This is a genomic window from Streptomyces sp. NPDC028991 (assembly GCF_055564775.1).
Genome location: NZ_JBVHVP010000001.1, coordinates 100,315 through 118,302, shown reverse-complemented (window position 1 = coordinate 118,302; position 17,988 = coordinate 100,315). Strand labels below are relative to the sequence as shown.

The 17,988-nt window shown below is 72.9% G+C and carries 16 protein-coding genes; 8 read left to right on the top strand and 8 right to left on the bottom strand.

Annotated features, from left to right (window positions below):
- Positions 1-261 precede the first annotated feature (261 nt).
- Positions 262-546: a hypothetical protein gene (locus ACZ4V1_RS00445; RefSeq protein ID WP_468327592.1), complete on the top strand. Its 285-nt coding sequence runs from the start codon at positions 262-264 to the stop codon at positions 544-546.
- A gap of 18 nt (positions 547-564) precedes the next feature.
- On the opposite strand, the gene ACZ4V1_RS00440 is transcribed toward ACZ4V1_RS00445, so the two are convergent.
- Complete coding sequence (locus tag ACZ4V1_RS00440; protein ID WP_468327590.1) at positions 565-1,335, bottom strand: RDD family protein; 771 nt, start codon at positions 1,333-1,335, stop codon at positions 565-567.
- A gap of 236 nt (positions 1,336-1,571) precedes the next feature.
- Positions 1,572-3,215 carry an RDD family protein gene (locus tag ACZ4V1_RS00435; protein ID WP_468327588.1) on the bottom strand — a complete coding sequence of 548 codons (1,644 nt, stop codon included), beginning with the start codon at positions 3,213-3,215 and terminating at the stop codon, positions 1,572-1,574.
- A 254-nt stretch (positions 3,216-3,469) separates the two neighbouring features.
- On the opposite strand from ACZ4V1_RS00435, the gene ACZ4V1_RS00430 reads away from it, so the two are divergent.
- Positions 3,470-3,889, top strand: a complete 420-nt coding sequence (locus ACZ4V1_RS00430) for an SsgA family sporulation/cell division regulator (RefSeq protein ID WP_468327586.1) — start codon at positions 3,470-3,472, stop codon at positions 3,887-3,889.
- Positions 3,890-3,902: 13 nt separating this feature from the next.
- Here the strand turns inward: ACZ4V1_RS00430 and ACZ4V1_RS00425 are convergent, their stop codons facing one another.
- On the bottom strand, positions 3,903-5,345 hold the full coding sequence (locus ACZ4V1_RS00425; RefSeq protein ID WP_468327584.1) for an FAD-binding oxidoreductase: 1,443 nt from the start codon (positions 5,343-5,345) through the stop codon (positions 3,903-3,905).
- 92 nt (positions 5,346-5,437) lie between these two features.
- Here ACZ4V1_RS00425 and ACZ4V1_RS00420 point away from each other — a divergent pair, with 92 nt between their 5' ends.
- Positions 5,438-6,850 (top strand): tetratricopeptide repeat protein, encoded by a 1,413-nt coding sequence (locus tag ACZ4V1_RS00420; RefSeq protein WP_468327582.1) that lies wholly within the window; start codon positions 5,438-5,440, stop codon positions 6,848-6,850.
- 11 nt (positions 6,851-6,861) lie between these two features.
- On the opposite strand, the gene hppD is transcribed toward ACZ4V1_RS00420, so the two are convergent.
- Entirely contained in the window at positions 6,862-8,007 is a 1,146-nt protein-coding gene (hppD, locus tag ACZ4V1_RS00415) for a 4-hydroxyphenylpyruvate dioxygenase (RefSeq protein WP_468327580.1), read from the bottom strand.
- A 125-nt stretch (positions 8,008-8,132) separates the two neighbouring features.
- Between hppD and ACZ4V1_RS00410 the strand changes: the two genes are divergently transcribed.
- From ACZ4V1_RS00410 to ACZ4V1_RS00390, 5 genes are all read left to right on the top strand, one after another.
- On the top strand, positions 8,133-8,615 hold the full coding sequence (locus ACZ4V1_RS00410) for an Lrp/AsnC family transcriptional regulator (RefSeq protein WP_468327578.1): 483 nt from the start codon (positions 8,133-8,135) through the stop codon (positions 8,613-8,615).
- A gap of 41 nt (positions 8,616-8,656) precedes the next feature.
- A complete protein-coding gene (locus ACZ4V1_RS00405) occupies positions 8,657-9,304 on the top strand; it encodes an ABC transporter permease (protein WP_386310075.1) in 648 nt (215 codons plus the stop codon).
- On the top strand, positions 9,297-10,598 hold the full coding sequence (locus ACZ4V1_RS00400) for an ABC transporter ATP-binding protein (RefSeq protein ID WP_468327575.1): 1,302 nt from the start codon (positions 9,297-9,299) through the stop codon (positions 10,596-10,598). Before ACZ4V1_RS00405 ends, ACZ4V1_RS00400 begins: the two co-directional genes overlap by 8 nt.
- Positions 10,599-10,801: 203 nt before the next feature.
- On the top strand, positions 10,802-11,614 hold the full coding sequence (locus tag ACZ4V1_RS00395) for an ABC transporter permease (RefSeq protein WP_468328877.1): 813 nt from the start codon (positions 10,802-10,804) through the stop codon (positions 11,612-11,614).
- Positions 11,611-12,579 (top strand): glycine betaine ABC transporter substrate-binding protein, encoded by a 969-nt coding sequence (locus ACZ4V1_RS00390; protein WP_468327573.1) that lies wholly within the window; start codon positions 11,611-11,613, stop codon positions 12,577-12,579. The genes ACZ4V1_RS00395 and ACZ4V1_RS00390 overlap by 4 nt, the downstream gene beginning before the upstream one ends.
- Positions 12,580-12,601: 22 nt before the next feature.
- Here the strand turns inward: ACZ4V1_RS00390 and ACZ4V1_RS00385 are convergent, their stop codons facing one another.
- The 4 genes from ACZ4V1_RS00385 to ACZ4V1_RS00370 form a co-directional block, all read right to left on the bottom strand.
- Positions 12,602-13,381, bottom strand: coding sequence for a S16 family serine protease (locus ACZ4V1_RS00385; protein ID WP_468327571.1), 780 nt, complete (start codon positions 13,379-13,381; stop codon positions 12,602-12,604).
- 85 nt (positions 13,382-13,466) lie between these two features.
- Positions 13,467-14,123, bottom strand: coding sequence for an IclR family transcriptional regulator (locus ACZ4V1_RS00380; protein ID WP_468327569.1), 657 nt, complete (start codon positions 14,121-14,123; stop codon positions 13,467-13,469).
- A gap of 302 nt (positions 14,124-14,425) precedes the next feature.
- Entirely contained in the window at positions 14,426-16,222 is a 1,797-nt protein-coding gene (locus ACZ4V1_RS00375) for a DEAD/DEAH box helicase (RefSeq protein WP_468327567.1), read from the bottom strand.
- Between the two features lie 215 nt (positions 16,223-16,437).
- The gene (locus ACZ4V1_RS00370) at positions 16,438-17,901 is read right to left on the bottom strand and encodes an MFS transporter (RefSeq protein WP_468327565.1); all 1,464 of its coding nucleotides are present in this window, start codon (positions 17,899-17,901) and stop codon (positions 16,438-16,440) included.
- Positions 17,902-17,988: the final 87 nt, after the last annotated feature.

Here is a 17,988-nt window from a genome sequence, read left to right as displayed (position 1 = left end):
ACGGACACCGAATCGTGACCGTCGGGGCTGCCGGGGCCGCCGGGACGGCCCCGGCAGGCGCGCGGGACCGTCCACTCCCCGGACGCCATGAATCCGTGCGCCCCCCGTGCATCGGTCCTGTCGGTTAGGTCATGCTTACCGCTGGTTCCACTCGGGCACACAGCGGGTTAGAGTCGCTTGGCGGAACGCCCTGAAGCCGGCGGAATGCCAGGCCGACAGCACGTCTCACCCCCAGATTGTCTTCACGAGGACACGATGGCCATGCCCCGTCCGACTGCCGCACAGTTCGCCTACGGTTCGTGCACCGTGATCTTCTCGACACTCGCCATGCTGCTGCTGTCCCAGACGAGTTCGGGCCCTGGAATCGCTGTCATCGTCGTCGCGGCACTGGCCCTCGGGCTGCTGGTCGCCATGACGGTCCCGCTGCCGAGGACGCGCCCGGTGACCGCCGTGCCGGCCCGCGGGCCCGCCGCGGACCGGGAACCGGTGCCGGCGGCCCGGGTCTCCGCGGGGGCGGGCGAACCGGCCCGCGGCCGCGCCGCCTGACGCCGTTCGCCCGGATACTCAACGGGCGCTGACCACTACCGTCTTGGCCGCCTTGTCGTGCAGGCCCTGCTTGTAGGGCCGGTCGAAGAAACTCCAGCCGCCCGCGATGATCGTCCAGACGCAGGCGCAGCAGAAGGCGAACGGGATCCACAGCACCAGGGCGCGGATCAGCGACGTCTGTACCGAGGGTGTGGCGCCGTTGTCCAGGTTGGCCACGCGCAGGCCGAGCCACTTCTTGCCGAGGGTCTGGCCCGTCTTGCTGGTCAGGTAGGTGTCGTAGGCGATGTAGAGCACGGCGGCGATCAGTGACTGCCCGAAGGACTTGCCGACCGAGACGTCGTCGCCGTCCACCTGGTACTCCTGGACGTCGAAGGCCCAGCTGAGCAGCCAGACCACGATGCCCACGAGGATCATGTCGATGATCCGCGCGAGCGTGCGCCGTCCGCTGTCGGCGAGCGGAGGCATGCCCGCGAGCGGATCGGTGGGGTGGGAGCCACCGCCGTACGGATCACCACCGTAGGGGCCTCCGCCGCCGGGAGGCGGGGCGCCGTAGGGTCCACCGCCACCACCGGGGGGCGGGGCGCCGTAGGGTCCACCGCCACCACCGGGAGGCGGGGCGCCGTGGGACCAGCCGCCGCCGTGGGGCGGGGGCGGGTTGTCGTACGGCGAGCCCGTGCCGCCCCCGTCGGGGCCGGGTTCCGGGCCCGGCCCGGGGGACGAGGGGCGCTTCCTGAACGGGTCGTCTTCCGGCGGCTGCCCGCCGGAGCCGGGGGGCGGTTCACTGCTCATGGCCCGAGTCGACCGCGAACCCCCGGGCCGCGCATCCGGCGAGCCGCCGTCCGGAGTACGGGAGGGGGAGCCTGCGGCGTCCGGGCCGAGGGGAGGGTCGCCCGACCGGCACCCCCGGGCCCGGACAGCGCGGCCCCGTTGTGGCCCATGGCCGCCGGCCGGCCGACTTCCACGGGCGACGCCAGGCCCGCGGCCGGAGACGCCGCCCGGGTGCCGGGGCGCAGGGTGCGGGCCGGTCAGCCGGCTACGAAGGTGCGGGCTGCCTTGTCGTGCCAGCACTGGTGCCACGGACGGTCGAACAGGCACCACACGACGCCGACGACGCCGACGGCCAGGAGGCCCGGCACGCTGTAGACCAGCCAGCGGCGCAGGGCCGCGCCGAAGGACGGGGGCTCGTGGGCCTCGATGTCCCGTACCTCCAGGCCCAGCAGCTTCTTGCCCAGGGTGCGGCCCCACTTGGCGGTGGGCAGCGCCTCGTAGACGACGCCGAAGAGCAGCAGGACGGCGAGCACGATGCCCAGGTACATGGAGGTGGTGCCGTCGAGCAGCCACACCGTGACCGTCTCGCCGGAGAGCCTGGCCTCGTCGATCTTGCCGTTGACGTGGTCGATCGCCTTGCTGCCGAGGGGCACGGCGGCAACGCCCGTGACGCCCGCGAGGACGACGGTGTCGATCAGGCGGGCGGCCAGCCGCTTGCCGAGCCCGGCGGGGCGGGCCGACGCCTGGCGCCGGGCGGCTGCCTGGAAGACGTCCTCGACCGGCGGCTTCCAGGGCGCGACGGGCTGCTCGTCACCACCGGCGCCGGCCAGCCGGTGCACCTGCTGCGCCCAGGAGGACTGACCGCCGCCGGGTCCGGGTGCGAGCGGTGCGGAGGCGCCGGGCTGCTGGGGCGAGGCGGCCGGCTGGGGAGCGGCAGCCGGCTGGGGGGCGGCAGCCGGCTGGGGAGCGGCGGCCTGGTGAGGGACAGAGGGACCGGCGGGGGCGGCCGGGCCGGTGGGGAGGCCCGGCTGCTGTGGGCCGGAGGAGGCTGCGGGGGCGGGGGGCTGCGCGGCCGCGGCCCGGGCGGCCGCGGCCTTCCCGGCGCCGAAGCCGGGGCCACCGGCCGTGGCGGCGCGCGGGGGGACCGCGCGGAAGGTCATGGTGCCCTCGTCGGCGGAGGCACCGCCGTCCCGGGCCTGGGAGCCCTGGGAACCGGCCGTCGGGCGCCGGAAGACGAAGGTGTTGCCCGACCCGCCCGCCGCCTCGCCGGACGCCGTCCCCGCCGAGGCGTCCGGCCGCCCGGAGCGGGCCTCGTCGCCCTGCGCGGCCCCGGCGTCAGAGGCTCGGCCACCGTCCGCGGGCCCCGCCGGCCCGGCGCCGCCACCGGCCGTCCCGGACCGGGTGCCACTCGGTGCCGCCGCACCGGCACCGGCCTGCCCGTCCCGGACACCGCCGCCGGCTTCCGGACCGCCGCCCGCGTCGGCGGGACCGGACTCGGCCGCCGCTCCCCGGGCCGGCCCCCGGGCGTGCGGGACCCGCGGGTCGGCGCCCTGGGCGGTGCCCGGCCAGGCGACGCGGTGGTTCGGGTCGTCGGCGAAGCCGGACTGGTGGGAGCGGTCGGCGCCCCAGGCCGTCGCGGGTTCCGGACGGTTGCCGTGCTGGGACGCGGCCGGGGCCCCCTCGACCGGGTCCTCGTCGAAGAAGTGCGGGCCGGTCTCCTCGACGGAGGGCCGCGCACCGGGCGGCGGCGCGAGCGACTCGCCGTCCTTGGGGGCGGGGCGGCTGGTGCCCGGCACCCAGGAGGCACCGTTCCAGTACCGGACGTATCCAGGAATGGACGGGTCCGGGTAATACCCTTCGCGGGGCCTGTCGTCGCCGGGGGCCGGGGTTGGGGCGCTCATGTCCGTCGTCCCGTATCTGCTCGGGGGTTGATATGGGGGCTCAACATCTATCAGACGGGCGCAATCCGCACCGCCGGTCCCGCCGGACCCACCCCTTTCCGGGCAACCTCGTGCATGGACCTTCACACCCGGGACAAGCGGAGGGAAAAAAGTTCCGCGAACCCGCGTAACGCTCGCGGCCCCCGCCGCTCTCACCCGTGCGGGCCCGTTCCAGGCGGCCCGCGCGGATTCGTGCGAGAGAGGACAACCCCGCCATGCACCCCAACCCCGCCGTCGTGGAACGTGAACTGGAGCTGAGGCTCATCCTGTCGCCCGAGCACGGCGTCCCGGTACCGGCCCTGCTCGGCTACCACACCGACGACCCGTACGCCGTCCACATCACCTTCCACATCGACTCCGGCCGCCCGGTGCACTGGACGTTCGCCCGCGAGCTGCTGGTGGAGGGGGTGTTCCGGCCGTGCGGGCACGGGGACGTGCGGGTGTGGCCGTCGAAGGCGGAGGGCCGCAGCGTCGTGCTGATGGCGCTGAGCAGCCCGGACGGGGACGCCCTCCTGGAGGCGCCGTCGGCGCAGGTGTCGGCCTGGCTGGAGCGGACCCTGCGGGCGGTGCCGCCGGGCACCGAGGGCGGGCAGCTGGGCATCGACGACGGGCTGGCCGAGCTGCTCGCCCGGTGAGGGGGCCCAAGCGTCAGAAGAGCTTGCCCGGATTCAGGAGGCCCAGCGGGTCGAACGCCTGCTTGATCGCCCGCTGCATCTCCAGGCCCACCGGACCGATCTCCCGCGCCAGCCACTCCTTCTTCAGCACGCCCACGCCGTGCTCGCCGGTGATGGTGCCGCCGAGTTCCAGGCCGAGGGCCATGATCTCGTCGAAGGACTCGCGGGCGCGCCGGGACTCGTCGGGGTCCTGGGCGTCGAAGCAGACCGTGGGGTGGGTGTTGCCGTCGCCCGCGTGGGCGCAGACCCCGATGGTGAGGCCGTACTTCGCCGCGACGCGCTCGATGCCCTCCAGCATGTCGCCGAGCCGGGACCGGGGCACGCACACGTCGTCGATCATCGTCGTGCCCTTGACGGCCTCCAGGGCGGTGAGGGACAGGCGGCGGGCCTGGAGGAGCAGTTCCGACTCGGCCGCGTCGTCGGCCGGGACCACCTGCGTGGCGCCCGCGGCCTCGCACAGCGCGCCCACGGCGGCGAGGTCGGCGGCCGGGTCGGCGGTGTCGAAGGCGGCGAGGAGAAGGGCCTCCGTGGACTCCGGCAGCCCCATGTGGGCGAGGTCGTTGACCGCCTTGACGGTCGTACGGTCCATCAGTTCGAGGAGGGACGGTACGTGCCCGCCCTCCATGATCCGGCAGATCGCGTCGCAGGCGGCGGTCGCGGAGGCGAACTCGGCGGCCAGCACCAACTGCTCGGGCGGCTTGGGGCGCAGGGCGAGGACGGCTCGTACGACGATGCCGAGGGACCCCTCGGAGCCGACGAAGAGCCGGGTGAGGTCGTACCCGGCGACGCCCTTGGCGGTGCGGCGGCCGGTGGACATCAGGCGGCCGTCGGCGAGGACGACGTCCAGGCCGAGGACGTACTCGGCGGTCACCCCGTACTTGACGCAGCACAGGCCGCCGGAGGCGGTGCCGATGTTGCCGCCGATGGTGCACATCTCCCAGCTGGAGGGGTCGGGCGGGTAGTACAGGCCGTGTTCGTTCACGGCGCGGGAGAGCGTGGCGTTGACGACGCCCGGTTCGACGACGGCGACGCGGTCGACCGGGTTGATCTCCAGGACGCGGTCCATCCTGGTCAGGGACAGCACGACGCAGCCGTCGGTGGCGTTGGCCGCGCCGGACAGGCCGGTGCGGGCGCCCTGCGGGACGACGGGAACGCGCAGCTCGGTGGCGGTGCGCATGACGTGCTGGACGTGCTCCACGGTGCGCGGCAGGACGACCACCGCGGGGGCGCCGGCCGGGCAGAAGCTCGCCATGTCGTTGGCGTAGGAGGCCGTGACGTCGGGATCGGTGAGGACGGACCCGGCGGGCAGGCCGGCCAGCAGCCGGTCGACGAGGGGGCCGGTGCCCGCCGTGGCCGAGTCGACGGCGGCGGCTGCGTCGTCTTCGTCGCGAGGCGCTTCGATACGGCTCATGATCACAGGTTCGCACCCGGGGCCATCGGTGTGAACCCCGTCGACGGCACCCGGCGCAAGCCCGGGTGTGCTCGTCATATTGGCGCACAGTGAGCGCCATGGAGGTCATGAAGAGGGAGACCGAGAACGGGTGGCGCTTCCCCCGCGGGCGCCGGGTGCTGATCGCCTCCGTCGCCGGGGCCGTCGTACTCGGCGGTGTCCTGGTGCTGCTGCCCTGGGACGGGGGTGACGCTCCCCCGCCCGCGCCGGGACCGGCGGCGCTGGCCCGTGGCGCCGTCACCACGGGCGTGCCGGCCGCGCTCGGGGACCTGGCGGTGCTGATCGGCGACCGGGAGACCCATCTGCGGGCGCACCCCCTGGACGGGGTGTCGTGGGCGGTGCTGGGGACGGCGTACGTCGAGCAGGGCCGCCGGACGGCCGACGCCGCGAACTGGCCGAAGGCCGAGAAGGCGCTGCGCACCTCGCTGAAGGTCGGGGCGGAGCGCAATCCGCAGGCCCTGGAGGGACTGGCGGCGCTGGCGGTGGCGCGGCGGGACTTCCCCGCGGCCAGGAAGTGGGGCGAGAGCGCGGTGAAGGCGGCGCCGAAGCGGTGGACGGCGCACGCGGTGCTGATCGACGCGTACACCGGGCTCGGTGACCAGGAGGGGGTGGGGCGGGCCCTGGACAAGGTGATGGAGCTGCGCCCGGGCGCGCCGGCCGTGGGGGCGCGCGCGGCGGCCGTCTACCGGGACCGGGGGTGGCGGGAGGACGCCGCGGCCCGGATCTCCGACGCGGCGGCGGCCGCCGAGGCGCCGGCCGAGCGGGCGGCGTACCTGGAGCAGGCCGGGCGGCTGGCGTTCGAGCGCGGGGACCGGCAGGAGGCCCTGCGGTTCTTCCAGGAGGCGCTGCGCACCGATCCCGACCAGCGGGCCGCGCAGGCCGGGCAGGGGCGGGTGCTGGCGGCACTGGGGCGGACGACGGACGCGCTGTCCGCGTACCAGGCGGCGCTGGCCAAGCGGCCGAGCCCGGAGCACGCGCTCGAGCTGGGCGAGTTGTACGAGTCGCTGGGGCTCGGCCAGGCCGCGCGGGTGCAGTACGACCTGCTGCGGGAGCGGGTGCGGGACGCCGAGGCGGCCGGGGCCGACGAGCAGTTGCTGCTCGGGCGGTTCGAGGCGGACCACGGGGATCCGGCGTCGGCGGTGCGGCGGCTGCGGGCCGAGTGGGGGCGGCAGCCGGGGACCGCGGTGGCCGACGCGCTGGGCTGGGCGCTGCACCGCAGCGGTGAGCACGAGGAGGCGCTGGAGTTCGCGACCCTCGCGACGGACGGCGACAAGGGCGGCGGGGTGCGCAGCGCGCTGTACGTGTTCCACCGGGGCGTGATCGAGAAGGAGCTGGAGCGGTACGGGCCCGCGCGGCGGCATCTGCGGGAGGCGCTGATGATCAACCCGTACTTCTCCCCGCTGCGGGCGCCGCGGGCCGAGCGGGCGCTGGCGGAGCTGGGCGAGCCCTCGGTGGAGGACCCGCCCGGCTAGCGCGGCGGCCGTCAGAGGTTGCCGCGCTTCTCCTGCTCGCGCTCGATCGCCTCGAACAGGGCCTTGAAGTTGCCCTTGCCGAAGCCCATCGAGCCGTGCCGTTCGATCAGCTCGAAGAAGACGGTCGGGCGGTCCTGGACCGGCTTGGTGAAGATCTGCAGCAGGTAGCCGTCCTCGTCCCGGTCGACGAGGATCTTCAGCTCGCGCAGCGTCTCCACGGGCACCCGGGTCTCGCCCGCCCACTCGCCGAGCGTGTCGTAGTACGAGTCGGGCGTGCTCAGGAACTGGACACCGGCCGCCCTCATCGTGCGCACGGTCTGCACGATGTCGTTGGTGTTCAGCGCGATGTGCTGGACGCCGGCGCCGCCGTAGAACTCCAGGTACTCGTCGATCTGGGACTTCTTCTTGGCGACCGCGGGCTCGTTGATCGGGAACTTGACCTTGAGGGTGCCGTCGGCGACGACCTTCGACATCAGCGCGCTGTACTCGGTGGCGATGTCGTCGCCCACGAACTCCTTCATGTTCGTGAAGCCCATGACCTTGTTGTAGAAGCCGACCCACTCGTTCATGCGGCCGAGTTCCACGTTGCCGACGCAGTGGTCGACGGCCTGGAAGGTGCGCTGCGCGGGCGGCTCGACCATCGGCTCGGCCGCGGCGTAGCCGGGCAGGTAGGGGCCGTCGTAGCCGGTGCGCTCGACGAGGGTGTGGCGGGTCTCGCCGTAGGTGGCGATGGCGGCGAGGACGACGGTGCCGTGCTCGTCCTTGACCTCGTACGGCTCGGCGACCGAGCGGGCGCCGTGCTCGACGGCGTAGGCGTGGGCGGCGCGCGCGTCCGGGACCTCGATGGCGAGGTCGACGACGCCGTCGCCGTGCTCGGCCACGTGCCGGGCGAGGAAGCGGCCCCACTCGGTGGCGGGCTTGATCACCGAGGTGAGGACGAAACGGGCGGAGCCGTTCTCCAGGACGTAGCTCGCGGTCTCCCGGCTGCCGTTCTCCGGTCCGGAGTAGGCGACCAGCTTCATGCCGAAGGCGGTGGAGTAGTAGTGCGCCGCCTGTTTGGCGTTGCCCACGGCGAAGACGACCGCGTCCATTCCCTTGACCGGGAAGGGGTCGGCCTGCCGGGCGGTGTCGGGAGTGTGGTGTGTGGTCTGCGTCATAGCCGCAGGGTCCCCCGCGCCTGCAAGGTGCGCAATAGTTCGCCTATTCACTGGGCAACCTGACCAGTGGAACAGCGGTGCGGGCGGGCGATCTGTACAGGATGACCAGCCGGGAGGGCGCGGGTATGGCGATAGACCGACTGGACGGGCGGATCATCGGGCTGCTGGCCCGGGAGCCGCGGATCGGGGTGCTGGAGATGTCCCGGCGCCTCGGTGTGGCGCGCGGCACGGTGCAGGCGCGGCTGGACCGGCTTCAGTCGAACGGAGTCATCCGCGGCTTCGGCCCCGAGGTGGACCCGGCGGCGCTCGGCTATCCGGTCACGGCGTTCGCCACGCTCCAGATCCGGCAGGGCCAAGGCGCCGACGTGCGGGCGCACTTGGCGACCGTGCCGGAGGTTCTGGAGCTGCACACCACGACCGGCACCGGGGACATGCTGTGCCGGCTGGTGGCCCGCTCGAACGCCGATCTCCAGCGTGTGATCGACCTGGTTGTCGGTTTTGATGGCATCGTCCGGGCCTCCACGGCGATCGTCATGGAGAACCCCGTTCCGCTGCGGGTCATCCCGCTGGTGGAGCAGGCGGCCGAGGACAGCGGCAGACCCGACTGAGACCGGCTCCCCGGCCGGCCCGACCCCGGAGGTGAGCGGCGGTGAACTTCTGGGAGTTCCTGGGCAGCCGCCACCAGCAGTTGCTCACCGACGCCTACCAGCACGCGAGCGCGGTCTTCCAGTGCATGGTCGTGGCCACGCTGCTCGGGGTCCTGATCGGCGTCGTCACCTACCGCAGCGAATGGGCGGGGAACCTGGCGACGCTGACCACGTCGACCATCCTGACCATCCCCTCGCTGGCCATGATCGGTCTGCTCATCCCGATCGTGGGGCTGGGGGTGCCGCCGACGGTGACCGCCCTGGTCCTGTACGGGCTGCTGCCGATCGTGCGCAACGCGATCGTCGGCCTGCGCGGGGTGGACCCGGCGCTGGTGGACGCCGCGACGGGGATCGGGATGTCGCGCGTGGCCCGGCTGCTGCGAGTGGAGCTGCCGCTGGCCTGGCCGCCGATCCTCACCGGCATCCGGGTCTCGACGCAGATGCTGATGGGCATCGCCGCGATCGCCGCCTACGCCTCCGGGCCGGGCCTCGGCAACGAGATCTTCCGCGGGATCGCCTCGCTGGGCAGCAAGAACGCGCTCAACCAGGTCCTCGCGGGCACGCTCGGCATCATCATCCTGGCGCTGCTGTTCGACGCCGCGTACGTGCTGCTCGGACGGCTGACCATTCCGAGGGGGATCCGTGTCTGAGACCAACGGGACGACGGGGACGGCCGGGACCGCCGGGGCCGCCGGGACGGCCGGTCGAGGTGCCGCCACCACCGGGGCGACCATCGAGCTGGAGTCCCTCACCAAGCACTACCCCGGCACCCCGCAGCCGGCCGTCGAGAACGTGTCGATGGAGATCAGGGCGGGCGAGACGGTCATCTTCGTCGGCCCCTCGGGCTGCGGGAAGTCCACCACCCTGAAGATGATCAACCGGCTGATCGAGCCCAGCGGCGGACGCATCCGCATCAACGGCGAGGACGTCACCGACATCGACCCGGTGAAGCTGCGCCGCAAGGTCGGCTACGCGATCCAGTCCTCCGGCCTCTTCCCGCACATGACCGTCGCCCAGAACATCGCGCTGGTACCGAAGATGATCGGCTGGTCGAAGGCGCGGATCCGGTCGCGGGTGGAGGAGATGCTCGACCTGGTCGGGCTGGACGCCGGGGAGTTCCACGGCCGCTATCCGCGTCAGCTGTCCGGCGGTCAGCAGCAGCGGGTGGGCGTGGCGCGGGCGCTGGCGGCCGATCCGCCGGTGCTCCTGATGGACGAGCCCTTCGGCGCGGTCGACCCGATCACCCGGGACCACCTCCAGGACGAGCTGATCCGGCTCCAGCACGAGCTGCACAAGACCATCGTCTTCGTCACTCACGACTTCGACGAGGCGATCAAGCTGGGCGACCGCATCGCCGTGCTGCGCGAACGCTCCCACATCGCCCAGTTCGACACCCCGGAGGCCATCCTCACCAACCCGGCGGACGACTTCGTCTCCGGTTTCGTGGGCGCCGGGGCGGCCCTGAAGCGGCTGAACCTGACCCGCGTACGGGACGTGGGGATCACCGACTACCCGACGGTGACCGTGGAGGACCCGCTCCAGCACATCTTCAACCAGCTGCGGGCGGCCGGCACCAACGAGATCCTGCTCCTCGACCGGCGCGGCCGGCCGTACAAGTGGCTCAGGCGCGGCGACCTGATGCGGGCCAAGGGCTCGCTGGCGCGGGCCGGGACGCTGGTGCACGACACGGTGACCCGGGACGCGACGCTGCGGGACGCGCTGGAGGCAGTGCTCACCGACAACACGGGGCGGGTCGCGGTAACCGGGCGGCGCGGCGAGTACGAGGGCGTCGTCGACATGGAGACGCTGATGAACTCCGTGCACGACCTGCTGGAGGCCGACCGGCTGGACGCGCTGGAGCACCAGCACGACCTGGCGGAGGCCCAGGCCGACCAGACCCATGCCGAGCAGGAGGGCTTCGGAGGAAACGGGGCCAAGGCGTGAGCACCTCTTCTTCCGGGCCCTCCTCGTCCGGCTCGTCTTCGTCCGGTCCCTCCGCGTCCGGTTCCTCTGCGTCCGGTTCCTCTGCGTCCGGTTCCTCTGCGTCCGGTTTCTCTGCGTCCAGCTCCTCTTCGTCCTCTCCGTCCGGTTCCTCCCGCGGCTCCTCCTCCGGCCGGCGGCCCGAGGGCGAGCACGAGGTCAGGGGGATCGCCTACCGGGACGAGGGCGAGGCGGAGCACGAGCCGCACCCGCCGCGTCCGCCGTCCCCCGAGGCGACGAAGCGGCGGGTCGGCTGGCGGAAGCTGACCTTCCTGCCCGCGGTCCTGGTCGCCCTGCTGCTGGCGACCTGGCTGTGGTTCCGGCAGGCCGACCTGGACTCGCTGAGCGAGAACGCCCTGTCGGACGGCCAGGTCACCAAGGCGCTGTGGCAGCACGTCCAGCTGACCGTGATCTCCACCTTCTTCGTGCTGATCATCGCGATCCCGCTGGGCATCCTGCTCACCCGCGGCATGTTCCGGAAGGCCACGCCGGTGGCGATGGCGTTCGCCAACATGGGCCAGGCGACCCCGGCCATCGGCCTGCTGGCGCTGCTGGTGATCTGGCTGGGCATCGGCCGCCGGGCCGCCCTGATCGGCATCATCACCTACGCCGTCCTGCCGGTGCTGTCCAACACCATCGCCGGGCTGAAGGCGAACGACCCGACCCTGCTGGAGGCGGCCCGCGGCATCGGCATGTCCCCGCTGGGCGTGCTCACGCGCGTGGAGCTGCCGCTGGCCGTGCCGCTGATCCTGGCCGGTGTGCGCACGGCCCTCGTACTGAACGTCGGTACGGCGACCCTGGCGACCTTCGGCGGAGGCGGCGGCCTCGGCGTCCTGATCACCACCGGCATCACCAGCCAGCGGATGCCGGTGCTGGTGCTCGGCTCCATCCTCACCGTGGCCCTCGCGCTCCTGGTGGACTGGCTGGCCTCGCTCGCCGAACTGCTGCTGCGCCCGCGCGGTCTGGAGGCGGGGACATGAGACGGCGTACGTGCGTGACGCTGGCCGCCGCGGCCCTGGTCGCTGCCGCGGGCTGCGGCCTGACCAGCGGTTCCCCCATGGTCGACGACGTCGAGCCCGGCACCGTCGGACGGGGGCGGCCGCTGGAGGGCGCGGATCTCACCGTCACGTCCAAGGAGTTCACCGAGCAGCTGATCCTCGGCGCGATCATGGGCATCGCCTTCGAGGCGGCCGGCGCGGAGGTGCTCGACCGCACCGGCATCCAGGGCTCCGTCGGCACCCGCGCGGCGGTCGAGAACGGCGACGCCGACGCCACCTACGAGTACACGGGCACCGCCTGGATCACGTACCTCGGCAACAGCAAACCGATTCCCGACCCGCGGCAGCAGTGGGAGGCGGTACGCGACGCCGACCGCAGGAACGACATCACGTGGCTGCCCCCGGCACCGATGAACAACACCTACGCGCTGGCGATGAACCAGGCCAACTACAGGAAGTACGGCACGAACACGATGTCGGAGGTCGCCGAGCTGTCGAAGTCCGACCCCGGCGCCGTGACGCTGTGCGTCGAGGGCGAGTTCGCCAACCGCGCGGACGGGCTGCCGGGGCTGGAGCGGGCGTACGGGATGGACATCCCGGCACGGAACATCACGCAGATGGACACCGGCATCATCTACACCCAGACCGCGAAGGGCGCCTGCACCTACGGCGAGGTGTTCACCACCGACGGGCGGATCAAGTCGATGAACCTGGTGGTGATGGAGGACGACGAGAAGTTCTTCCCGAACTACAACGCGGCACCGATGGTCAGGACCGCCACCCTGGAGAAGTGGCCGGCGATCGCCTCCGTGCTCGCCCCGGTCACGAAGGCGCTGACCAACGACGTCGCGCGGACCCTGAACGCGAAGGTCGACGTCGACGGCGAGGACCCGCACCAGGTGGCGCTGGACTGGATGAAGGAGAGGGGCTTCGTCAAGGAGAGCTGAACGGGCCCCGCGGGTGGGGCGCTCAGCAGGCGGGGACCTCGCCCCGGCCCGTCTCCAGGGCCTCGAGCGAGTCGACCGCGCCCTTCAGGGTGGTGACCGGGATCAGCCTGAGGCCCTCCGGCAGCTCCGCCCGCGCGTCCGAGCACTCCGCCTTCGGCACCAGGAAGACGGTGGCCCCGTCCCGCCGGGCGGCCTGCGTCTTCAACGGCACACCGCCGACCGCGCCGACCTTGCCGCCGGTGGTGATCGTGCCGGTACCGGCGACGACCCGGCCGCCGGTGAGGTCGCCGGCGGCCAGCTTGTCGACGATGCCGAGGGAGAAGAGCAGCCCGGCGCTGGGGCCGCCGACGTCCTCCAGGCGCAGTTGGACGTCGACGTCCGCCTTGTCCAGGTCCAGGTAGTCCAGGGCGGCGGTGGTCGCCGCGTCCTGGGACTCCTTCATCTGCTCCTCGTTGTACTCCTCGATCTCCCTGACGTCGTCGCCGCTCGGGTAGACGGCGTCGCGGGGCATCACCGCCCGGTCGGTGTCGAACCAGCCACCGAGCACGTCACCGAGGTGCACGCTCGCGTCGGGACCGGTCGCCTCGATGGTCGTCATCCGCAGCTGCCCGCGCGTCTCGTGCGTCGGCGCCCCCTTGATGGTGATCACCGGAGCTCCCTGGTTCCGCCCGAGCACATCGGCCGTCAGCCCCGGCTGCGCCACGGAGAACGGCAGGGGCGCGAACACGGCGGTGGCGAGCAGCGCCACGACGGGCAGAGCACAGACGGCGAGCACCTGGGGGCGCGTGAGGCGAGAGAGCACGGAGCCAATCTAACGCGACGCGGCTGCGGGCAGCCGCGTCGCCCATCCCCCGCAAGCGCCCACGCCGGTCCACCGGCCGGAGCGGCTAGCGCAACGCCTCCGCCACCTCTCGCGCCGCCTCCATCACCCGCGACCCGACCCGCTCGGGCACCACGTCGGCCAGCATCACCACCCCGACACTGCCCTCCACTCCCGTCACCCCGAGCAACGGCGCGGCCGCCCCGCAGGCGCCCGCCTCCAGTTCGCCGTGGGTGAGGGCGTACCCGGGCCAGCTCTCCTCGTCGGCGGGCTGCCCCTGCTGCCGCGCGGACAGGATCGCCTTCCCCGCGGCCCCCCGCTCCAGCGGGTGCCGGAAGCCCGCCCGGTAGGCCACGTGGTAGTCCGTCCAGGTCGGCTCGACGACGGCCACGGCCAGCGCCTCCGCCCCGTCCACCAGCGTCAGATGGGCCGTCGCCCCGATGTCCTCGGCGAGCGAGCGCAGTGCCGGCATCGCCGCCTCGCGCACCAGCGGATGCACCTGGCGGCCGAGCCCCAGCACCCCGAGTCCGACCCGGGCGCGTCCGCCCAGGTCACGGCGTACGAGTGCGTGCTGTTCCAGCGTGGCGAGCAACCGGTACACAACGGTCCGGTTCACGCCCAGTTTGTGGGATAGCTCGGTGACGGTCAGCCCGTGGTCCGTATCGGCCAGCAGTTTGAGGACCCGCAGTCCCCGGTCGAGCGTCTGAGAGGTCTCCGCGGTCACGACGCCCACTCCTTAGTGGTGAGGTCGGCGGCCCTCCTCGCGGGATTGCGTCACCGAGTCCCGTCAGTGACGCGCTTCAGAGGCCGCCGGTCGGCTGACGGCCCGGCCTTGTGCCCGGGCCCAGTCGCTTCACGGCTGCGCTCCGCGGCGGCGCTGCCACGGGGCGTGTGCGTAGCGGGACAGTAGCGAGCCGGTTCGCTCAGCGGAAGGCTCCGTCCAGAATCCGGGCGGTGGCCGGTGCGGACTACCTGTGTTTGTCCGGATACGTACAGCGCGTGCGGCCGACGTCCGGGTACCGCCCGTCACTTCATGCGGGTGGCCCACTCCTGCACCTTGGCGATGCGCTGGCGCAGCTGCCCGCCGGTGGCCTCGGCGCTGGGCGGGCCGCCGCACACGCGGCGCAGTTCGGTGTGGACCACGCCGTGCGGCTTGCCGCTCTGGTGGACGTAGGCGCCGACCATGGTGTTGAGCTGCTTGCGCAGCTCCATCAGCTCCTTGTGCGAGACGACCGGGCGCCGTTCGGCGGGCAGTTCGAGCAGGTCGGCCTCGTCGTCGGGCTTCTTGCGGCTGTGCGCGATCTGCCGGGCCTGCCGCTTCTGGAGCAGCAGCTGCACCTGGTCGGGCTCCAGGAGCCCGGGGATGCCGAGGTAGTCCTGCTCCTCCTCGCTCCCCGGGTGGGCCTGCATGCCGAACTCGGCGCCGTTGTACATGACCCGGTCGAAGGTGGCCTCGGACTCCAGTGCCTCGAAGGAGAACTGCTCCTGTTCGCCGGTGTCCTCGTCCTGCTCCCGGTTCGCCTCGTCCATCTCCTTCTCGGACTCGGCGTACGGGTCCTCCTCGCCCCCCTTCTTGGGCTTGTCGAGGACGTGGTCGCGCTCACGCTCCATCTCGTTGGCGAAGGTGAGCAGGTCGGGGACGGTCGGCAGGAAGACGGAGGCGGTCTCGCCGCGCCGCCTGGACCGCACGAAACGGCCGACGGCCTGGGCGAAGAACAGCGGCGTGGAGATGGTGGTGGCGTACACGCCGACCGCGAGCCGGGGCACGTCGACGCCCTCGGACACCATGCGGACGGCGACCATCCACCGGTCGGTGCTGCCGCTGAAGTCGTCGATGTTCTTGGAGGCGCCGGTGTCGTCGGACAGGACGACGGTGGCCTTGCTGCCGGTGATCTCGCGGATCAGCTTGGCGTAGGCGCGGGCGGAGTCCTGGTCGGCGGCGATGACGAGGGCGCCGGCGTCCGGGATGGCCTTGCGGACCTCGGTGAGCCGCTGGTCGGCGGCGCGCAGCACGGCTGGCATCCACTCGCCGCGCGGATCGAGGGCGGTGCGCCAGGCCTGGCTGACGGCGTCCTTGGTCATGGGCTCGCCCAGCCGCGCGGCGATCTCGTCGCCCGCCTTCGTCCGCCAGCGCATGTTGCCGCTGTAGCTCATGAAGATGACCGGGCGCACGACGCCGTCGGCGAGCGCGGAGCCGTACCCGTAGGTGTAGTCGGCGGCGGAGCGCCGGATGCCGTCGTTGCCCTCCTCGTACGCCACGAAGGGGATCGGGTTGGTGTCCGACCGGAACGGCGTGCCGGTCAGCGCGAGCCGCCGCGTGGCCGGCTCGAACGCCTCCAGGCAGGCCTCGCCCCAGGACTTGGAGTCACCGGCGTGGTGGATCTCGTCGAGGATGACGAGGGTCTTGCGCTGCTCGACGCGGTTGCGGTGCAGCATGGGACGGACGCCGACGCCCGCGTAGGTGATGGCGATGCCCTGGTACTCGCGGCTGAGCGGCCCGGCGCTGTACTCGGGGTCGAGCTTGATCCCTATCCGCGCGGCCGCCTCCGCCCACTGCTTCTTCAGGTGCTCGGTCGGCGCGACGACGGTCACCTGCTGCACGACGTGGTGGTGCAGGAGCCAGGACGCGAGCGTCAGGGCGAAGGTGGTCTTGCCGGCGCCGGGCGTGGCGACCGCCAGGAAGTCCCGGGGCTGCTCCTGGAGGTACTTCTCCATCGCCCCCTCCTGCCAGGCCCGCAGCTTGCTGGCGGTGCCCCACGGGGCACGGCCGGGAAAGGCCGGGGACAGGTGGTGCGAGGTGCTGGAGCTGGCGGTGGTAGTCACGGTCTCCGAGGGGGGTAGAGCGGTCGGCCACGTATGACAACCGGGCCACCCTACCGGCGCGCCGGCGCGATCAACGCGCGTACCGGGGTGGGTCACCCGCGGGTGGGACGGACGTCACAACCGCCGCATCGGCCTCGCGACCGGTCCTCGGGGCCGGTCCTCGGGGCCGGTCCTCGCGACCGGCCTCGCGACCGGTCCTCCCCACCGCTCGCGATTCACCGCTCCCGCACCCGCGTGGCCACCCACGCCCCCACCAGCGCCACTCCTGCCATCGGCAGGAACACCGCCGCGAAGGCCGCCGGGTGGGAGCCGGTCGCCTCCGTGGCCGCGTGGCTGACCGTGCCGCCGCCGAGGGCGGCGAAGGCCGCTCCGCCGACCGACAGCAGGATGACGTTGGACAGGCCGTCGGAGATCTGGAGGGCCGCGGAGTTGGTGCCGGCCTCCTCGGGGGCGGAGAGCTTGAGCAGCAGCACGCTGGTGGAGGAGATCACCAGGCCCATCCCGAAACAGCCGAAGGCCCAGGCGACGGCGACCGTCCAGGCGGGCACGGCGTCGATCAGCACGCTCGGCGCCGTCGCGATGGCCGCCGCCACCAGGGACATGCCGAGGGCCATCAGGCGCTCGCGGTGGGGTTCCAGGCGCGGCCGGGACTGCAGCCAGGAGCCCGCCGCCCAGGTCGCGCCGCCCGCCGCCAGCGAGAGACCCGCCAGCGTGGGGCTGAGCCCGCGCTGTGTGACCAGCATCAGCGGTACGAAGGACTCGGCGGCGACGAAGGCCCCCGCGGCGACACCGCGCAGCAGGACGACGGAGGGCAGGCCGCGCACCGCCCGGCAGGTGCCGCGCGGCAGCAGCCCGAGGACGGCCGGGACGAGCAGCGCCACGCCCACCGCGCCGGGCAGCAGGGAGGCCGGGCGCAGATCCTGGGCGGCGTACTGGAGCAGGCCCGCGCCGAGCGAGATGGCGAGCGCGAGACGGATGCGGCGGCCGTCGAAGGAGGCCGGCGCCTCGTCCCCTCCCGTGACGGCGCCGGAGGCGCGGCTGCGTATCTGCGGCAGCGCGAGTGCCAGCGGGAACACGACCAGCACCGGGATACCGACGAACACCCAGCGCCAGCCGAGGTGTTCGGTCACCGCGCCGGAGGCCAGCGGGCCGACGATCGACGGGACGACCCACCCCGCCGCGAACGCCGCCATGATCGCGGGCCGCAGCCGCTCGGGGTAGGCACGCCCGACGACGACGTACAGCGCGACGATCACCAGCCCGCCGCCGAGCCCCTGCACGGCCCGTCCGAGGATGAACAGCCACATCGCCCCGGCCGTCCCGGACAGCACCAGCCCGGCCGCGAAGGCGGCGATCCCGCCGGTCAGCGGCGCGAGAGGCCCCCGACGGTCGGACCACTGACCGGAGAGGACCATCCCGAACAGGCTGGTCGTGAAGTACCCCGAGAACGCGAACGCGTACAACGACACCCCGTCCAGCTCCCGCGCCGCCACCGGCATCGCCGTCCCCACCGCCGTCGCCTCGAAGGCGATCAGTACGACGACGGAGACGATGCCGATGCTCAGCGCCCGGTAGGCACGGCTCAGCACGGTCTCGGCGGGGGCGGCGGAGGCGGCGGAGGCGGCGGCGGTCACAGCCGGGACGGCGACGTCGGTGTCGCGTGGTTCAGGGGCGGTCATGGTCGCCAGAGTAAGGGCCGCAGTGCCCTTTGACCCCTGTCGGGAGGAGGTACAGGACCGGGACCTTGGTCGTACGACCGCCGGTCC

Bases quoted from the DNA above. Each gene is read 5' to 3' on its own strand.
- ACZ4V1_RS00445 (WP_468327592.1), top strand. From the start codon at position 262: ATGCCCCGTCCGACTGCCGCACAGTTCGCCTACGGTTCGTGCACCGTG.
- ACZ4V1_RS00440 (WP_468327590.1), bottom strand. From the start codon at position 1,335: ATGAGCAGTGAACCGCCCCCCGGCTCCGGCGGGCAGCCGCCGGAAGAC.
- ACZ4V1_RS00435 (WP_468327588.1), bottom strand. From the start codon at position 3,215: ATGAGCGCCCCAACCCCGGCCCCCGGCGACGACAGGCCCCGCGAAGGG.
- ACZ4V1_RS00430 (WP_468327586.1), top strand. From the start codon at position 3,470: ATGCACCCCAACCCCGCCGTCGTGGAACGTGAACTGGAGCTGAGGCTC.
- ACZ4V1_RS00420 (WP_468327582.1), top strand. From the start codon at position 5,438: ATGGAGGTCATGAAGAGGGAGACCGAGAACGGGTGGCGCTTCCCCCGC.
- hppD (WP_468327580.1), bottom strand. From the start codon at position 8,007: ATGACGCAGACCACACACCACACTCCCGACACCGCCCGGCAGGCCGAC.
- ACZ4V1_RS00410 (WP_468327578.1), top strand. From the start codon at position 8,133: ATGGCGATAGACCGACTGGACGGGCGGATCATCGGGCTGCTGGCCCGG.
- ACZ4V1_RS00390 (WP_468327573.1), top strand. From the start codon at position 11,611: ATGAGACGGCGTACGTGCGTGACGCTGGCCGCCGCGGCCCTGGTCGCT.
- ACZ4V1_RS00370 (WP_468327565.1), bottom strand. From the start codon at position 17,901: ATGACCGCCCCTGAACCACGCGACACCGACGTCGCCGTCCCGGCTGTG.